Source organism: Alteromonas sp. DYW1 (assembly GCF_059752595.1).
In genome coordinates this window covers 3001655-3018118 of sequence record NZ_CM186038.1, presented here as the reverse complement: position 1 = coordinate 3018118, position 16464 = coordinate 3001655, and the positions used below count along the sequence as shown (strand labels likewise).

17 protein-coding genes are annotated in these 16464 nt (G+C 46.7%); 1 reads left to right on the top strand and 16 read right to left on the bottom strand.

Annotated elements, in window-relative coordinates; all coding sequences use genetic code 11:
• Window positions 1-39 precede the first annotated feature (39 nt).
• The 5 genes from AC121Z_RS13580 to AC121Z_RS13560 form a co-directional block, all read right to left on the bottom strand.
• Window positions 40-1590 carry a leucyl aminopeptidase family protein gene (locus AC121Z_RS13580; protein ID WP_498124554.1) on the bottom strand — a complete coding sequence of 517 codons (1551 nt, stop codon included), beginning with the start codon at window positions 1588-1590 and terminating at the stop codon, window positions 40-42.
• A 257-nt stretch (window positions 1591-1847) separates the two neighbouring features.
• Entirely contained in the window at window positions 1848-2399 is a 552-nt protein-coding gene (locus AC121Z_RS13575) for a DUF4136 domain-containing protein (RefSeq protein WP_498124553.1), read from the bottom strand.
• 161 nt (window positions 2400-2560) lie between these two features.
• A complete protein-coding gene (locus AC121Z_RS13570) occupies window positions 2561-3034 on the bottom strand; it encodes an Lrp/AsnC family transcriptional regulator (RefSeq protein ID WP_498124552.1) in 474 nt (157 codons plus the stop codon).
• 9 nt (window positions 3035-3043) lie between these two features.
• Window positions 3044-4177 (bottom strand): anhydro-N-acetylmuramic acid kinase, encoded by a 1134-nt coding sequence (locus AC121Z_RS13565; protein ID WP_498124551.1) that lies wholly within the window; start codon window positions 4175-4177, stop codon window positions 3044-3046.
• 8 nt (window positions 4178-4185) lie between these two features.
• Window positions 4186-5514: a peptidoglycan DD-metalloendopeptidase family protein gene (locus AC121Z_RS13560; protein ID WP_498124550.1), complete on the bottom strand. Its 1329-nt coding sequence runs from the start codon at window positions 5512-5514 to the stop codon at window positions 4186-4188.
• Between the two features lie 199 nt (window positions 5515-5713).
• On the opposite strand from AC121Z_RS13560, the gene tyrS reads away from it, so the two are divergent.
• Complete coding sequence (tyrS, locus tag AC121Z_RS13555; protein ID WP_498124549.1) at window positions 5714-6916, top strand: tyrosine--tRNA ligase; 1203 nt, start codon at window positions 5714-5716, stop codon at window positions 6914-6916.
• Window positions 6917-6918: 2 nt separating this feature from the next.
• On the opposite strand, the gene AC121Z_RS13550 is transcribed toward tyrS, so the two are convergent.
• From AC121Z_RS13550 to AC121Z_RS13500, 11 genes are all read right to left on the bottom strand, one after another.
• Entirely contained in the window at window positions 6919-7296 is a 378-nt protein-coding gene (locus AC121Z_RS13550; protein ID WP_498124548.1) for a DUF2721 domain-containing protein, read from the bottom strand.
• Entirely contained in the window at window positions 7293-7724 is a 432-nt protein-coding gene (locus AC121Z_RS13545) for a hypothetical protein (protein WP_498124547.1), read from the bottom strand. Before AC121Z_RS13545 ends, AC121Z_RS13550 begins: the two co-directional genes overlap by 4 nt.
• Entirely contained in the window at window positions 7724-8095 is a 372-nt protein-coding gene (locus AC121Z_RS13540) for a rhodanese-like domain-containing protein (RefSeq protein WP_498124546.1), read from the bottom strand. The genes AC121Z_RS13545 and AC121Z_RS13540 overlap by 1 nt, the downstream gene beginning before the upstream one ends.
• 9 nt (window positions 8096-8104) lie before the next feature.
• Window positions 8105-9496: an adenosylhomocysteinase gene (gene ahcY, locus AC121Z_RS13535; RefSeq protein WP_498124545.1), complete on the bottom strand. Its 1392-nt coding sequence runs from the start codon at window positions 9494-9496 to the stop codon at window positions 8105-8107.
• Window positions 9497-9582: 86 nt separating this feature from the next.
• Window positions 9583-10425, bottom strand: a complete 843-nt coding sequence (locus AC121Z_RS13530) for a cobalamin-binding protein (protein ID WP_498124544.1) — start codon at window positions 10423-10425, stop codon at window positions 9583-9585.
• Window positions 10418-11380, bottom strand: a complete 963-nt coding sequence (locus AC121Z_RS13525) for a cobalamin biosynthesis protein CobD/CbiB (protein ID WP_498124543.1) — start codon at window positions 11378-11380, stop codon at window positions 10418-10420. The genes AC121Z_RS13530 and AC121Z_RS13525 overlap by 8 nt, the downstream gene beginning before the upstream one ends.
• Complete coding sequence (locus tag AC121Z_RS13520) at window positions 11380-12093, bottom strand: 5'-methylthioadenosine/adenosylhomocysteine nucleosidase (RefSeq protein WP_498124542.1); 714 nt, start codon at window positions 12091-12093, stop codon at window positions 11380-11382. The genes AC121Z_RS13525 and AC121Z_RS13520 overlap by 1 nt, the downstream gene beginning before the upstream one ends.
• 75 nt (window positions 12094-12168) lie before the next feature.
• Complete coding sequence (locus AC121Z_RS13515) at window positions 12169-12774, bottom strand: DUF2726 domain-containing protein (RefSeq protein ID WP_498124541.1); 606 nt, start codon at window positions 12772-12774, stop codon at window positions 12169-12171.
• Between the two features lie 167 nt (window positions 12775-12941).
• The gene (locus tag AC121Z_RS13510) at window positions 12942-13289 is read right to left on the bottom strand and encodes a hypothetical protein (RefSeq protein WP_498124540.1); all 348 of its coding nucleotides are present in this window, start codon (window positions 13287-13289) and stop codon (window positions 12942-12944) included.
• Between the two features lie 134 nt (window positions 13290-13423).
• Window positions 13424-15451, bottom strand: a complete 2028-nt coding sequence (locus AC121Z_RS13505; RefSeq protein ID WP_498124539.1) for a methyl-accepting chemotaxis protein — start codon at window positions 15449-15451, stop codon at window positions 13424-13426.
• Between the two features lie 198 nt (window positions 15452-15649).
• Window positions 15650-16462: a symmetrical bis(5'-nucleosyl)-tetraphosphatase gene (locus AC121Z_RS13500; protein WP_498124538.1), complete on the bottom strand. Its 813-nt coding sequence runs from the start codon at window positions 16460-16462 to the stop codon at window positions 15650-15652.
• Between the last annotated feature and the right edge of the window lie 2 nt (window positions 16463-16464).

The following is a 16464-nucleotide window of genomic DNA, read 5'->3' as shown; positions in this document are numbered from 1 at the left end:
CCCCGCGTGTGCATTAGCGGGGCCTGGCAAAGGAGTGAACTATTGTGCGGTTGCAGCGTGCTGACGAACCAGTTGATCCATAAAGCGTACGCCCCATCCAGCCGCACCTTTGGGGGCTAAATCAGTGTCACTGGACAGATAGTCGACACCCGCAATATCTAGATGCACCCAAGGTAGGTTTTCGTCAATAAACGTGCCGACTACAGCTGCACCAATGCTAGCTCCAGGATTACCGGCTCCCGAGTTTTTAATATCGGCAATATCTGACTCGATTTGCTCGAAATGATTGGGATGTAAAGGCAATGGCCAGACCGCCTCACCGGCAGCCTCACCAACCGCCATCATCTCAGTGGATAACGCAAAGTCGCGGGTGATCACGGCGGCGTATTCATCACTTAGCGCGCGTGCTGCAGAGCCAGTTAGGGTTGCAATATTAACTAACATCTTCGGGTTAAACTCGCGCTGAGCATAGGTGACGGCATCAGCCAGAATTAGGCGGCCTTCTGCATCGGTAGAAATTATCTCTATACTTGTGCCATGCATCGTTTCAAGTACATCGCCTGGGCGGATGGCATCTTGCGACGGCATATTCTCGGCAAGCGGCATCAAGCCAACAAGATTAACGGCTTCACCGCGACTAGCAACTGCCAGCATGGTGCCCGCAACTGCTGCAGCACCGGACAGATCTGACTTCATTGCCCACATGCCATTGTTGGGTTTGAGACTAATGCCGCCAGTATCGAAGGTAATACCTTTACCGACTAGCGCAATTGGCGCACTATCCTTGGCTCCGCCCTTATATTCAATAACCAACAAACGCGGATCGTTGATGGAGCCTTTGCCGACACCCAGCAGCGCGCCCATATTATGCTTTTGCATGTCCTTAACATCTAATACATCGATATCAACGTTGTCGATGCCTTTAAACAACTTTTTGACGCGTTGAACAAAGCTCTCAGGATAAATGGTTTTACCCGGCTCACTGGCCATATCACGCGCTAAGTAAATGCCCTTCGCAACGTGTGCAAAGTCTTGTTCAAATAATTGTGTCGCATCTGGAGCAAGTGTATGCGCTAAGCTCAAATTTAATGAGGTCGGTTTATTGTCGGCTTTTTTGTAGCGATCAAAATGATAACCACGGAGCGTTGCACCTAATGCAAAGTGGGCTAATGCTGTGGCATCAGCCGCAGGCAAATCGAGAACCACGGTGAGAGGCTCGCTGCCGGCAACTTTACTCAGCCAAGCGACGCTCTGACCACCCAGCGTTTGCCACTCTGGTGCAGTCTGGATGTCATTACGATTAATCACATGCACGAAAACCTGCTTGTATGTGCCAATACCGTATAAAGTGAAACTTTGGGCTTGGTCAGGTTTAAAGGTGATTTGTTCAACTTGACGCATAAATTCGCCATTTGACTGCGCATTAATCTGTTTAGCAAGCTCGCTATGTAATTGCTCGCTTTGCATGACCAAAGCGATACTGTCACTACCCTGCGTCGGTGTGTCAGTAAAATTTAGCGTAATGGATGCATAAGCAGATAAGCTGGAAAAAAATAACCATGCAACAACTGCACGTAACCCGTATTTCATAAAAGTCTCCGTCAAGTTTTTTAACTGCCCTTTATAGCGCAAATAGGGGGGGGAAGATCAGTCCAACGCGATAAAACTACGAGGAGAAGAGATAAAAATAAACCTGATTATAATGTGGTTATAATCAGGTTTTCATTGATAGAACACGAAAGACACCGGTATGACAGTCGCACCTTATCCAAACGCAGTTGCGTCTGGCTGTTAGCGCTTGATATGCACTGTAAAAAACGGCTTAAGTGATTTTAGTCATAAGGTTTTTAACGGGGAGGGAAGTCAGCCAGCATCGCACTAACCACTTCATTGATCCGCGCTTCACGCTCTTCTGGCGTGGCATACTTAGATACTGTATTGGCGGCAGAGCTACTCCACACCACAGTTTTAGCCCGATTATCAATGATGTCGACAACCAATGTGCCGACGGTGTATTCGCGTACGCGAGTTGTTGGCACGTGGGCGCGATCGTACGGACCATACCACCAGAAAGGGCGAATTCCCCACGTTGTATAGTATGTATCAACATCAATACGCTTTTCATAACTCGTGTGAAATGCGACCAAGAAATCGGCTTGCGCAGTTTCAACTAAGGGGTGTCCATTGGCTGTCAAGGTCTTTGTAAGGCTGTCCTTAACTCGCTTATTCAGCAATGTTGTAACGGTTTCTGTAGAGGTGTGCTCAGGGGCAAAGGCAAAAGATTTAAGATGAGTGAAACTCGCCGTGGTGTCAAAGTCGGTATTGACCCGGGGTGACAATGAGCACGCTGATAATCCCAACAGGAAAAAACATAATAGGAAGAGCCGAAAATAACGCATTGATAACCTCATGGAATGTTAAACCTTATGACTTTTTGATACCGCAGACATCTTAATGAACTTGTGCTGCTAAGTGAAGCTTACCACCTCAAGCAAAACGGTGCATGAGACTGACAACATCTGCTGATTTCGACTCATCCTTCAGCCGTAAAGTTCACTACTTATAGATAGCAAGGGAGTTTTTGACTCAATTGGACGTTATAGACCAGAGCGGTCTCGACGTGGTTGACTTCTTTTCGTGCAGTCACTTTATCAAACACGAAATCACGTAAGTGCAACGCATTTGGAACGCAAACATGCAACAGAAAGTCATTTTCTCCACCGGTGTGATAGATGCTGACTACTTCTGTTGTACGCAATAAGTCGTGCTGAAAACCGGCAATGGTGCTACGGTCGTGTGATGATAGTCTAACTGCAACCATCGCTTGGATATGCCCGCCGAGTGCTTCAATATCAACAACCAATTGGCTACCACGAATAATCTGTTGTGCATTCAAACGCTTCACGCGTTCGTGACATGATGAAGGTGCTAGTCCAACCGCTTCAGCGAGAGATTTATTGTTGATTGCAGGATCAGCATATAATTCGGCCAATAGTTTAATATCGATAACATCCAAGGTTTGTTTACTTGTCATATTCGTCCTTTATTCTGGGGGATATAGCGCGCCTAATACAGCGCTTCGACTTGCCCCTGTGACTGCGGGCAAATTGCCGGGCAGCCGAGCATAAAACTGTTTGGCTAACCACGCAAACGCCAGTGCCTCCACGTGCATTGGATGAACCCCGCGAGATTGAGAAGTCAGCACTGTGGTGTGTGGTAAATGGATTGATAGCTGTTCCAGTAAAAATCGATTGAACGCGCCTCCGCCACAAATGATTAGCTCGTCAATGGGCAAATAGGGCTGTAATGCCTGTTTAATACTAACTACAGTCAATGCACATAAGGTCGCTTGAACATCTTCTGCTCGCAAGGAGGTTCCGGCGATATGCTTATCTAGCCATTGCAGTGAAAAATACTCTTTACCCGTACTTTTCGGTGCATCTTTAGCAAAGTAGGGGTCCAGCAGCATTTGTGATAACAATTCTTGGTTTACTTTACCTGATTGGGCCCACTCACCGTTATGGTCATACTGTTGATCGTTTTGTTGCTTGATCCACGCGTCCATCAGCGTATTTGCAGGGCCAGTATCAAAACCAATCACAGGTTTCGGATGGTCTTGTTTGGGGAGCACGGTTATATTCGCGATACCGCCTAAGTTTAAAATGGCTTCAGTGCGAGTGGGGCTACTAAAGCACGCTTGATGAAATGCTGGCGCAAGGGGGGCTCCCTGACCACCCAATGCCATATCCTTGCGGCGAAAATCAGCAATAACCGGAATACCGGTTTGTACAGCGATAACATTGGGATCACCAACTTGTAACGTAAATCGACTCTCTGTAAGCGGCTCAATACCCACCGGCCGATGTCGAATGGTCTGCCCATGCGCACCAATGGCAACGATATCTTGCGCCTCAAGCTTGGCTTTATTTAAACATTTTTTTACGGCCGCAATGCTGAGTTGTGCGACCCCATTTTCCACTGCGCCTAAGTGGTCGATTTCATTGTCACCGGGAGTCGCCAGCCGCTGTAATAAGTCGAGTAGCTGTCTAGGGTAGGGTAGATGAGTATGGGCAATGACTGTTAGTGTCGGTGCGGAGAAATCCACAATCACCGCATCTATGCCATCCATGCTAGTGCCTGACATCAATCCAATATAACGTTGCAGAGACTCAGGCATCGTGAATCTTAGTTCATGGCTAACATAATACGTTTATTGTGACTTAATTGCTCAAGCCGCAGCGCGGCCAACTGCTCAAACTCAGCGCGCTCTGTAGGATTGATTGGGTCAGCCTTGGGTAATTCAACCGTGCGCGGATTGCGATGCACGCCGTCGACAAGAAACTCATAATGCAGGTGGGCACCTGTGACCATACCCGAACTGCCTAAATATCCAATCACTTGCCCTTGTTTCACCGTTTCGCCAACTTTTACCGCGCGCTTTTTAAAGTGCAAATATTTGGTGGTGTATTTTTCACCGTGCTGAATGAAAACATGGTGACCGTTGTACTTGTCATAACCTGAGCGAATAACCTTACCATCACCGGCAGACATAATGGGTGTACCAACAGGTGCAACGTAGTCTGTACCACGATGTGCCTTCCAACGTTTTTGTACGGGGTGAAAGCGACGCGGATTAAAGTTTGAACTGACGCGAGTAAAGTGCACCGGCGCGCGCAAGAAGCTCTTGCGCATACTGCGGCCTTCAGCCGTATAGTAATTGCCATCGGTATAGCGGATAGCGTTGAATTCTTCATTTTGGTTTACGAATTCAGCCGCCACAATATCACCATGCCCGACAAATTCACCGTCAATATATTTTTCTTCAAAGACGATATTAAAGGTATCTCCAGCACGAATTTCTGAGGCGAAATCGATATCCCAACCAAAGATCCCAGCAAGCTGCATAATCTGATTGTCGGTTAAACCAGCGTCGATGCCGGCGTTCCAGAAGTTCGAGTTGATCTCGCCTTGGGCGAAGTTATGTCGGATATCGACCGACTTTTCTTCAATATCAGCTTTAAGCGAGCGTTCTTTATCGTCGCTGTTCGTGTATTGGGCAATGATAATTAGCTTTTCGGTTGGCGAGAAAACATACTCTACGCCCTCTAAGCGGCCATAACTATCGCGCTTGATGCTAATTTCTTCGCCAGGCTTGAGGGCAACCAGTTGTTTAGCCAGATCACCGATTTGGGTTACATCATAGGTGTCGCGCGGTGTTAATCCTGCACGTTTAAATATCTTGGCTAGCGTGTCACCAGAGCGAACGCGATAATTGACCCAATCGCTGGCCTCAAACTCGCCCGATGGTGGGAGTGTGGAATTGAGTTCAGGAAAATCCAATGGGTAGCGTTTACCGGCCTCTAGCACATGAGCTTCAGTGTGCTTAGATGCGACGACGGGTTCGGAGGGGATCAATAAAAGCAACACACAAAGCGCTGCCAAACCACTAACCGCAACTTTATGCGTGCTAGGTAATGATCGAAATGACCTTATTATTGCTGCTCGAAACGACATACACACCGGAATAAAACTAAATCACGGTCAGAATATACCGATTAAATTAAAATCGCCAGTTGTTCAAGGTTAATTGCAGGTAAATAACGCATGAAAACACTCACATTCGTGCACTTTTTCATACCCCACACTTTCAATGCCAGTCCACTGAAAGTAAACTATGCGGCTTTGTTAGACTAAATTCAAAAGTGAGTAGTACATGGCTGATTGGCAGGCTGCGCTAGAAGAAATAAAGCGCGGTGCAGATGATATTTTGGTAGAGGCCGAGCTGATTGAAAAATTAAAGTCTGGGAAACCGCTTAAGATAAAGGCGGGATTCGATCCGACGGCGCCTGATCTGCACTTAGGGCACACTGTGCTAATCAATAAGATGCGCACTTTCCAGCAATTAGGCCATCAGGTTATCTTTTTGATCGGCGACTTTACCGGTCTAATAGGCGATCCGACGGGCAAAAATGTAACCCGTAAACCATTAACGCGTGAGCAAGTACTCGCTAACGCTGAAACGTATAAACAGCAAGTTTTTAAAATACTCGATCCCGATAAAACCGAAGTAAGATTTAATTCTGAATGGATGGATCAGTTAGGTGCCGCAGGAATGATCAAACTTGCAGCAAGCCAGACTGTGGCACGGATGTTGGAGCGGGATGATTTTAAAAAGCGCTACAGCAATGGTCAGCCCATCGCGATCCATGAGTTTTTGTATCCACTAGTGCAAGGTTGGGATTCTGTTGCGCTGGAAAGTGATGTAGAGCTTGGAGGGACTGATCAACGTTTCAATTTATTAATGGGACGAGAATTGCAGAAAGAGCAGGGGCAAGCACAGCAAACAGTGTTAATGATGCCATTGTTGGAAGGCCTTGATGGTGTGCAAAAGATGTCCAAGTCATTGAATAACTACATTGGGATTACTGACGCACCGAATGAAATGTTCGGTAAGGTCATGTCAATCTCTGATGATTTGATGTGGCGTTACTACGATCTGCTGAGCTTTAAACCACTGGAAACTATCGCAGCGCTGAAAGCCGCTATCGCACAAGGTGCAAACCCTCGGGATGCTAAAATTGAGTTAGCGAAAGAGTTAATCGCTCGCTTTCATTCCGATGAAGCCGCTGAGGCAGCGCATCAAGACTTTATTCAACGTTTCAGCAAAAATGCAATTCCAGATGAAATGCCAGAATTAACTGTGACCTTAGATAGCGACGGGTTAGCTATTGGTAACTTACTCAAAGAGGCTGAATTGGTAGCCTCTACATCAGAAGCGATGCGAATGATAAAACAAGGCGCGGTGAAAATTGATGGCGAACGTGTGAGTGATGCTAAGTTAATTCTGAGCGAAGAGAATTGTGCTGTCTATCAAGTCGGAAAGCGCAAATTTGCTCGGATAACACTGACGCGTTAGGGTTATTTTTCTCGCAAACTGTTGAGGTGCACATCCAGCGCCTCAACAGAGATGCGGATCTCACGCACCGACAACAACAGTGAATACAGTAGGCAAACCAAACTAAATGCAAATAACCAGCTGCCTACCACCTGATAGTCAAGGTAAATGGCTAACATCGACAAAACACAAATAAAAAAACTCACCGCGCCGGCTTCTTGCATAGCCTTGATCAATTGAATTCGTTTACGCAAATTGATGATTTGTTTGTTCACGCTGGTATCATCATCGGTAAAGTTGCGGATCACGGTGGCAAGGGTCAGGAAGCGATTGGTATAGGCCAATAACAGCAATGAGATTGCCGGGAACAACATCGCAGGTGTTGCAAGTGTAATGGTCACTTGGCCAGCCTGTCTTTGGTTTTCTGGACGAGCTTTTCAACAAACGCAATCCCATCGTCTCTTGACTCAAAGGTGCGCACAGCAAGCGGGAGATCAATGCCAACGATATCGCTGACGCGTTCCATTTGGGCTTTAACCAGTGGGGACTTAATTGTCATCGCATCTATTACACAGCCAAATTCCAAGCAGGCCTTGTAGGCCGTAATAATGTGTTGTTCAGCCACCTCTGTATAGCCTTCGGAGCCACTCAGGTCGGCGTAATAACCAAACGGCCGACCAGCGTATGATTTAGCCAAATCAATAATGTCTTTTTTAAAGCGCGCAGTGATGTTTTCACCGATGGCTCCTATGATAACCGATTCAATAAAATTATCCCGAGCAATCAGGCTATAACTGCCGTATTTGTCTTGCCACCGGCGCTCTAGCATTATTGCTCTAACCTATGCCCGGCTTCCTTCCAGCCCATAATATCACCTTCCAGGTGACGCACGTCACTGAAGCCTGCTTCAGTTAAAATTTCAGCAGCCAAACCAGCACGCCGACCCGAACGACAATAAACCACTACGGGCTTGTCTTTGAAGTCAGTAATTTTGCTTAGCTGCTCAGCGACTTCGGTGTGCGCAATATTTACCGCATTAGGTACGTGTCCTTCAGCAAACTCTTCGTCACTGCGCACATCCAAAATCAACCAATCGCTAGTATCGGTAGCGAGCAATTCGTCTGACGAAATTGTTTTAACGTCAGCTGCTGCCAGCGAAAAGCTCAATACACTTATGAGCGTAAACAACCATTTCTTCATAGTCACTCCTTAATAGCGATAATCATCGCCTTTGAACGGTCCGTCTACATTCACTTGTATGTAATCCGCTTGCTGTTGGGTTAATTCGGTAATGACACCCCCAAAGCCCTCTACCATATAGCGCGCAACTTCTTCATCTAAGTGTTTTGGTAGTACAGTCGCGCTGAGTAATTCGCGTTGTTGCTCAGGATCGAGCGAAGCAAAACCTTGTTGGAATAAGTGAATTTGCGCTAGCACCTGATTGGCAAAACTACCGTCCATGATACGTGATGGGTGGCCTGTAGCATTCCCTAAATTCACTAATCGACCTTCCGATAACAATAATAGGTGATCGGCAGCATCGTCGGAGCGATAAATCTTATGTACTTGTGGCTTAATCTCTTCCCAGCGCCAATGTTGTCGGGTGTAAGCAGTATCTATTTCATTGTCAAAGTGACCGATGTTACATACCACGGCACCATTTTTTAGCCCCGCGAGCATATATCGATCACAGACATTAACATTACCTGTGGTCGTGACGACCAGGTCGGTATTTTCAAGCAAGACAGTGTTGAGATTAGAACCATCGCCGACATTCTTACCCTGTAAATAAGGTGAGACGACTTCGAAACCGTCCATACAGGCTTGCATAGCACAGATTGGATCGATCTCGCTTACGCGCACAATCATACCCTCTTGACGCAGTGATAGTGCAGAGCCTTTGCCAACATCGCCATAACCAATGACCAAGGCCTTTTTACCCATGAGTAAGTGGTCAGTTGCGCGTTTGATGGCATCGCTAAGGCTGTGGCGGCAACCGTATTTATTGTCATTTTTAGATTTTGTGACCGAGTCATTTACATTGATTGCGGGTACCTTCAGCGTGCCACGTTTTAACATCTCAATTAGGCGATGCACGCCAGTGGTTGTTTCTTCAGTAATACCGTGCACATTATCCAAAACCTGCGGGTATTTTTCGTGCAGCATTTGGGTTAGGTCACCGCCATCATCGAGGATCATATTGGCGTCCCAGGGCTTACCGTCCTTTAAGATAGTTTGCTCAAGACACCAGTCATACTCTTCTTCCGTTTCCCCCTTCCAGGCAAATACCGGCACTCCGGCTGCAACGATAGCAGCGGCTGCATGGTCTTGAGTAGAAAAGATGTTACATGACGACCAACGCACTTCGGCACCAAGCGCCACCAAGGTTTCGATCAGCACTCCGGTCTGGATCGTCATATGAATGCAGCCAAGGATTTTTGCACCTTTGAGAGGTTGTTCCTGCATGTACTTTGCACGGATTTTCATCAATGCGGGCATTTCACTCTCGGCGATAGTTAGTTCTTTCCGCCCCCAATCGGCCAGTGAGATGTCTGCGACTTTATAATCGCCCGTTGCCATTACGTGGTTGTCTTGATTCATACACTTCTACTTACTTGATTTGGATGCTTTTATGTACGTAGTATATCCGCATAAGTTCAAAAACCAAGCGACTTCGTTGTGTCACATTACAGTGATAAATCGTTAGCGTGAGCCCATTCGCAAAGGCGTGAAAGTTCCTCAATGATGCGAGGAGTAAAGCGATGAACTTTGTTTGCATCGACAGAAATAATCGGCGCACTTATGATCGCCGTGTGTGTTTGCCAAAATGCTGCATGGGACTCGCTTGCGCCAGCTACGGTTGTAATCAGAATATCTGGTTTACGACGCATAACTTCAGCAAACCTGACTTCAGGGTAATCCACAGGAGAATCGATAAAGATATTGTGGATATTGCATATCGCAAGAAACTGATTGGGCCATGCATTTGGGCCAATGGTCATTAGCGGTTTATGCCATAGGTAATAAAACGCAGAAACCGCGGGTTTGGCCTGGTAGCGCTGCCTTAGCAATCTCAAGTCTTGCAAAAACTGCTGGCTAATCGATTCGGCCAAAGCGTCACGTTGCAGGACTCGACCGAGTGCTTTTAGCTCACTTGCAATATCATCCAAGGTTTTTGGGGCCGAAGTAAATACATCTATCCCACTGGCGCGAATACGACTGATATCTTGAGGTTTATTACCACCTTGCCAAGCCAACACCAGCGTCGGTTGCAAACTAAGTAGCCGAGTGTAATTAATACCGTTGGCGTCAGCGACTATAGGCCGCTCACCAGCCGCGGCCGGATAATCACTAAACGCACTCACACCCACTAAGTATTGTTCGGCGCCCAGTAAGTAAACCCACTCTGCCAAGTGCGGTGATAGCGTCACTATGCGTTGCGCTTTAGCTTGTGAGGACTGCGCAATCACCGGTCCACAGAGCAGCAATACCAAGCTCATTAGTGCTATGTATACAATTCGGCTACGCAAGACGAAAAATTCCGTAACTGAACACTGCGAGCAACAAATAACTCACCACAAGTATAGCCTTTGCGCCTTGAATATACTGTTGCATGATGAACAGGTGACCCACACGCGTTGGGAATTGCTGGTTCCAACGCGGGAAACGCAATTTTTTCCCCGCGTATATGGCTGGGCCTCCAAGCTCTGCACCAATGGCTTTTGCGGTTATCCGTAAAATCGCATCGCGGCTATGTGATGAAAGGCTGCGAAGCCACTCCGGTAGCGTCAGCCATGGACGATAAAACAAGCTAAGTATAAAGCCGCTAACTATGAGTGGGATAAACCCAAGCCATTTAAAGCATAGGGCGACGGGTAACCCAAACTGCTTAAAACGGGGTTGTTTCGTCGACCAAACTTGACTACATTCGTAAATTAGGCGGGCAGTGAGCGCAGCTATCGGCCCTAGCAGCAAATACCAAAACAAGGGAATAGCGATTTGATAATAAAAACGTAAGATAATACCTTCCATTGCCGCCTTGCCAATCCCCAGCGGCGAGAGCTGAGAAACTTCACGTAACACAAAGTGTTGTAAATAATCGCGACCCAATAGCTTTTGTTCTTTTTGCGCAAAACCAACGATGCGTTTATAGCGGGTGAATTGCGGATTAAAGTGGATCGCAATCAGTAAGACTAACCCTTCAAAAAACCAGCGAAAGTACACAAGTTCTAAAAACAGCCATAAACAAATCGAAACTGGCGCTATTAGCAGTACCGGGGCAAGTATGCCAGCGATACGATTTTGCTGCTTGGAGCGCTGCTCAGCCCGGTTGACTTTGCTTGCCAGGCGTATCGCAATGTAGCGAAAAAAGGCCAGTGGATGGATTTTGTCTGGCCAGCGCCAAAGAGACTCTATGAGCATCACCAACCCGATCAACCATGCTGGCTGAAGTAGCGGGGATGCCCACAGCAGTTGCCAATCCATTAGCCGCCTATATCGATGTCTTTTAGACGCTTTATCATTCCCATGACCAGTTCGGCTGAGTGTTTAGCCGCTTTGTCAATGTAGGATTTGAACGAAACAGAAGAGCTTTTCCCGGCAATGTCAGATAATGAGCGAATGACTAGAAAGGGGGTATCAAACATAAAACAGGTTTGGCCGATCGCGGCGCCTTCCATTTCTACTGCGCACATGTCGGGAAACAATGAGCGTAATCGCTCAACGGCCTCGTCACAGCCTATGAATGAATCACCCGTACAAATAAGGCCTCGCTTACTGGCAATGTGCACAACTTCTTCGGCGGCTTGTTCGGCCGCTTCGATTAGTCGAATATCGCAGGGATAAATGTCTGGCATACCAAAAACTTGGCCGCGAGCGTAACCAAAATGTGTGACATCGACATCGTGATGCTGAACACCACTGGCAATGACTAAATCACCAATATCTAAGGTGGGATCAAAGCCACCGGCAGAGCCGGTATTGACCACAAAGTCGGGTGCGTATTGATCAATCAAAATAGTCGTCGCTACGGAAGCGGCAACCTTACCGATGCCACACTTGGCAACAACTACATCAACATCATGCAGCTTCCCAGAATAAAACTGCAGGTGGGCGTATTCTTCTACTTGAACGTTTTCGAGGGAACTTTTTAACAGCGCAACTTCCTGATCCATTGCGCCAAGTATGGCAATTTTCATGTTTCACAATCGGTCGTGTTTAAATGCGCGCAGTGTAATCGAAAAGCGCGCAAACTAACACCTCTGCGACAAGAATTAAGCGGTAATTGGGCGACTGGAGCGTAATGGTCGAGTAGGACGCTTACTGCCGTCAGGTCGTTTCCCTCCGCCATTGACTAGCGGTTCTTTAGCCAGTGCCTTGCGGTATGGAATAAGCTTCAATTCGATGCTTTCGCGCACTTCAGAGACAGTGTAGCCGGATTTTACCTTAATCCGCATGTGCGGCACCTTGGCAGCTTCGAGTGCACCGCTGACGAACCAGTCTTTTTGGATCTTGTAGCCTTCTTTACCTTGTTGATAGACCAAATCGATCGCTAAGACAGGATCCATTGTCGATTTACTGCACAAAACGAAGTCTAATTGCTTGCCAACAGCTTTACTTAAAGCAGACTTGCTGTTTTTTGCATTTGAGCCTTGTTTAATACTGATAAGGTCAGCCAAGCGAACACGACATATAATGCGGAACTCATGGCCCATCGCCTTTTCTAGTAGCTCCAAGAAATTGCGTTCGACGGGCGTAAACAGCTGAGTTCGTCTACTAAACGGGAAACTTAATTGCGTGGCGGTAGATTGCGCACTTAACTTCACGGCGCCGATCCCGACAAATACTAATAGCATCAACAATACAATCGCGAGTTCCATGAACATCCTCTCTACACAATGATACGAAGTCAAAAATTTGACGTTGGCAGAGTTTATCTGCCACGTAGCATAGATAGTGCAAGCTGAATGCCAAGATCATTGTGGGTTACAAAGAAGAATATAATAGCGGCGGTGGCCCCTCATAGACTGAAGGGCTAGAGAACTTTTTATAAAATCAAAATATCGACCTGAGCTCCGGCATTGTCTGCCGAAATAGCGACTCGTACCCGATTTTCCTGCATCGTAAGCAAGGTTCTGCCGTTAAACACAGAATGTACAGTTAATTCATGGTGCTGGCTTTGGTAAAACGCAATGACGGCATCAGTAGAGAGTGGAATATGGTAACTCATTGATTGGTGAGGCTGTTTATCGTCAGCGCTAAATTGTTGACACATCTTCGCTGCCGAATGCACGGCAATCCCTGCTAGCGACGGTGGGCATGATTGTTCTGCTTCAGCCTGCAAACCAAAAGAAGTAAAGCAAAGAGTAGCAAAAATAACGGATATGCGCTTCATAACTTGAGTTAACACTATTCTGATAATGAATTAACTATAGACTTAACTGGGTAGGTCAGCAACGCAGCAAATTATACTTGCGTATAACTTAAAAAAAACGCGGCAAATCGCCGCGTTTTCCTAAATGTACTCAATTAAGACACTTTAAATTGCTTAATTGACTGCTGTAGCTCTTCAGCAAGCTTCGCGACTTCTTGACTGCTCTGCGATGTTTGCTGTGCACCGACTGTCGTTTCTTCTGCGATACCTACGATGCTTTCAAGGCGTTCACTGATCTCTTGTGATACCACATTTTGCTCACGGGCTGATTGTTCAATTTGAGAACTCACGTCATGAGCTTTATGCACTGCATCCGAAATCAGATCCAATGCTGCTGTTGCCTTCTCGGTTTGTTCAACGCAGATTGTGGTTTGTTCTTTGCCTTGCGTCATTACCGCTACGGCTTTTTCAGCACCCGCTTGCAACACTTCGATCATATTATTGATCTCTTGGGTACTTTCCTGCGTGCGGCTAGCCAAGGTTCTGACTTCATCGGCAACTACCGCGAAACCTCGGCCTTGTTCACCTGCGCGCGCAGCCTCAATTGCCGCATTCAACGCTAATAGGTTAGTTTGGTCGGCAACGCCACGAATAACGTCAAGAATGCCACCAATGCTGGCACTGTCTTGATGCAGCTTGTTAATTACATCTGCTGCCTGCTCGACATCCTTGGCCAATACTTCGATAGTGCTCTTGTTTTCGAGTGAAATCGCTCTGACCTTCTCAGCTTCTTTGTCAGCATGCTTGATTTGCGCTAGCGTATCTTCTGCACTTTGCGTCACCAGTTGTGAAGTGCTGTGCATTTCCGTTGTGGCAGTTGCGACTTGCGCGATTTGTGACTTTTGATCCTGAATCGAAGCCGTGGTTTGCGTGGTGACGGCTGATGTCTCTTCTGAAGCTGCGGCTAACTGTTCGGCGCGCGAGCGGATACCCGAGACCAGTGTAGTAAGACTGTCAATAAGGTTATTACAATTGCGTGCAAGGTCGCCAAATTCGTCTTTGCTCTTCTCTTGGATCTTCTGGGTTAAATCACCAGACGCAAGCACATTCAATATCCGATTGACCTTATCTAGAGGCTTGGTAATCGCGGTGACTGTGTAGTAAGAAATACCACCGGCAATTATGAGTGAAATGATCACAATAATAATGATGCTTGTCGTTGCACCGCTTACCGAACTATTCACGCTTTCTTCAGTGACTTTTACTTTTTTATCCGCTAACGCTAGCAAGCTATTCAATTCAGTAATCGCTTGAGCAATGTTTTCTTCTGATGCCTGCAGTGCGGCTTTAGCTGCTTGTGCGCGTTCGAGCCGCTCAACATGCAGAGCCAAAACACCATCGTTGGCGGATATGGCTGACGTGGCACTACTGATCAAATCGGCAATTTCAGCCATTGTGCCCGAACTGTCTCTGCCACCTTCGGCTTGTTGCATATCTGATAGCTTCTGGGCTATTTGACCCACAATTAATTCGACTTCGTTACCGATGGTTTGTGAGCGCTGAATAGTTTGCGTCTTCGCATATTCAATTGTCACAGTAACAAGCGAGAGTAGGTCGCCTTCAATCTCGCTACCAATGGCCGCCGCTCTACGTAAGTTTGCGTTACTTTGTACGGAGTCCATATCACTGAAATCGAGGATGTATGACGACGCATCATCTGCATTATCTTCAAGATCACCGATTTTATCTTGAACCTCATTGCGCAACTCTAACTCGCGTTGATGGTTGTTATACATGCCATCAACGTTACCTTCATATTCTTGAAAGGTGGTCACAACATTGCCTAGTGCCACGCGCAAGTCTTGGTCGGCAGCAACAACGTTCTCCAATCCTTTGAGTTCTGAATTGAAGTTACTCTTACTTTGATTAAAGCTGTCTTTCTTATTTGCTAAACCCTCTAGAGTGGGTTCGTAATAAGCCTCAAAAGTTAATCGCCCCATATTCAGAAAGGCCGCTTTGAGCCCGTTACTGCCAGCAACAGCTGGAATGGCGACTTTGTTCACCTGTTCAGTTTCATCTTGAATGTCACTGAGGTTACTGAGCGATGAATAACTGATCACTAAGAGTAAGAGGATGATGATAGCAAAACCACCATAGATCCTTCTTGCGACTGTGATTCTCATAGGAACTCCTGAGCCTGTGCTTGTATTACAACGTGGGTGTTGCGCAACTACCGATGTTATCGAGTGTGACAAAATCCGCAGGAAATTACACCCCCTGAGGTTAAAAATTTAGTTCAATCTTTAGCCTCTGTCTGCTTTTCTCTCAGTAAAAAGTGAAAAAAGCGTCAATATTGAGTTATCGACCCGCAGCAAATTCCCTTAAGTCTGATTTTTAACAGAAAAATAAGTACTATCCTCGAGCCTCAAGGCGGTTAGCTTGCCACCCCATACATAGCCAGTGTCGAGGCCGATAAATTGTGCGTGATCATGCAAGCCATTTAATGCTGCCCAGTGACCAAAGATCACCCGGTGCTTTGGTTTCAATTCCGGATTACGGAATTGAAACCACGGTCGATATTTTGCGGGACCGCTCGCCGGCGAGTCCTTGATAGAAAAGTTCAAACGCTGCTGCTTATCGAGAAACCGCATGCGTGTCATGGCATTGACAATAAATCGTAAGCGATTATCACCGGTTAAATCAGTGCTCCATTTATTCGGCGTATTGCCATACATGGTTTGTAAAAACGCTGCACATTTTTTACTTTGTAATTTTTGTGCGATCTCGTCACTGAGCGCGACACTTTGCTTCAACGACCATTGTGGATATAGCCCAGCGTGCACTAAGAGTGTCTTTTTCTCGATCCTTAGCGCTAATGGTTGATGGCGCAACCAGTTAACGAAATCTGGCAATTGCGGCGAGCGTAGTAAGGGGTCTAGGTTGTCTTGGGGTTTAGCTTTGCGCAGCCCATAACAAATGGCCAACAGGTGTAGATCATGATTGCCTAAAACCGTTCTAAAGCTGTGCTTGAGATCGAACAGCAATTGCAGGGTAGACAAAGAATCTTCGCCCCGGGCAACTAGATCTCCCACCGACCATAAGACATCTTTTGTGGGGTCGAACTGTATCACTTTAAGTAAGCGTTTTAGCCCGTTATAACAGCCCTGAATGTCGCCGATGACGTAATTCGCCATCG

What these genes read in the sequence shown, in the direction of transcription:
- AC121Z_RS13580 (WP_498124554.1), bottom strand. Translation starts at nt 1,590, where the DNA reads ATGAAATACGGGTTACGTGCAGTTGTTGCATGGTTATTTTTTTCCAGC.
- AC121Z_RS13575 (WP_498124553.1), bottom strand. Translation starts at nt 2,399, where the DNA reads ATGCGTTATTTTCGGCTCTTCCTATTATGTTTTTTCCTGTTGGGATTA.
- AC121Z_RS13570 (WP_498124552.1), bottom strand. Translation starts at nt 3,034, where the DNA reads ATGACAAGTAAACAAACCTTGGATGTTATCGATATTAAACTATTGGCC.
- AC121Z_RS13565 (WP_498124551.1), bottom strand. Translation starts at nt 4,177, where the DNA reads ATGCCTGAGTCTCTGCAACGTTATATTGGATTGATGTCAGGCACTAGC.
- AC121Z_RS13560 (WP_498124550.1), bottom strand. Translation starts at nt 5,514, where the DNA reads ATGTCGTTTCGAGCAGCAATAATAAGGTCATTTCGATCATTACCTAGC.
- tyrS (WP_498124549.1), top strand. Translation starts at nt 5,714, where the DNA reads ATGGCTGATTGGCAGGCTGCGCTAGAAGAAATAAAGCGCGGTGCAGAT.
- AC121Z_RS13545 (WP_498124547.1), bottom strand. Translation starts at nt 7,724, where the DNA reads ATGCTAGAGCGCCGGTGGCAAGACAAATACGGCAGTTATAGCCTGATT.
- AC121Z_RS13540 (WP_498124546.1), bottom strand. Translation starts at nt 8,095, where the DNA reads ATGAAGAAATGGTTGTTTACGCTCATAAGTGTATTGAGCTTTTCGCTG.
- ahcY (WP_498124545.1), bottom strand. Translation starts at nt 9,496, where the DNA reads ATGAATCAAGACAACCACGTAATGGCAACGGGCGATTATAAAGTCGCA.
- AC121Z_RS13525 (WP_498124543.1), bottom strand. Translation starts at nt 11,380, where the DNA reads ATGGATTGGCAACTGCTGTGGGCATCCCCGCTACTTCAGCCAGCATGG.
- AC121Z_RS13520 (WP_498124542.1), bottom strand. Translation starts at nt 12,093, where the DNA reads ATGAAAATTGCCATACTTGGCGCAATGGATCAGGAAGTTGCGCTGTTA.
- AC121Z_RS13515 (WP_498124541.1), bottom strand. Translation starts at nt 12,774, where the DNA reads ATGGAACTCGCGATTGTATTGTTGATGCTATTAGTATTTGTCGGGATC.
- AC121Z_RS13510 (WP_498124540.1), bottom strand. Translation starts at nt 13,289, where the DNA reads ATGAAGCGCATATCCGTTATTTTTGCTACTCTTTGCTTTACTTCTTTT.
- AC121Z_RS13505 (WP_498124539.1), bottom strand. Translation starts at nt 15,451, where the DNA reads ATGAGAATCACAGTCGCAAGAAGGATCTATGGTGGTTTTGCTATCATC.
- AC121Z_RS13500 (WP_498124538.1), bottom strand. Translation starts at nt 16,462, where the DNA reads ATGGCGAATTACGTCATCGGCGACATTCAGGGCTGTTATAACGGGCTA.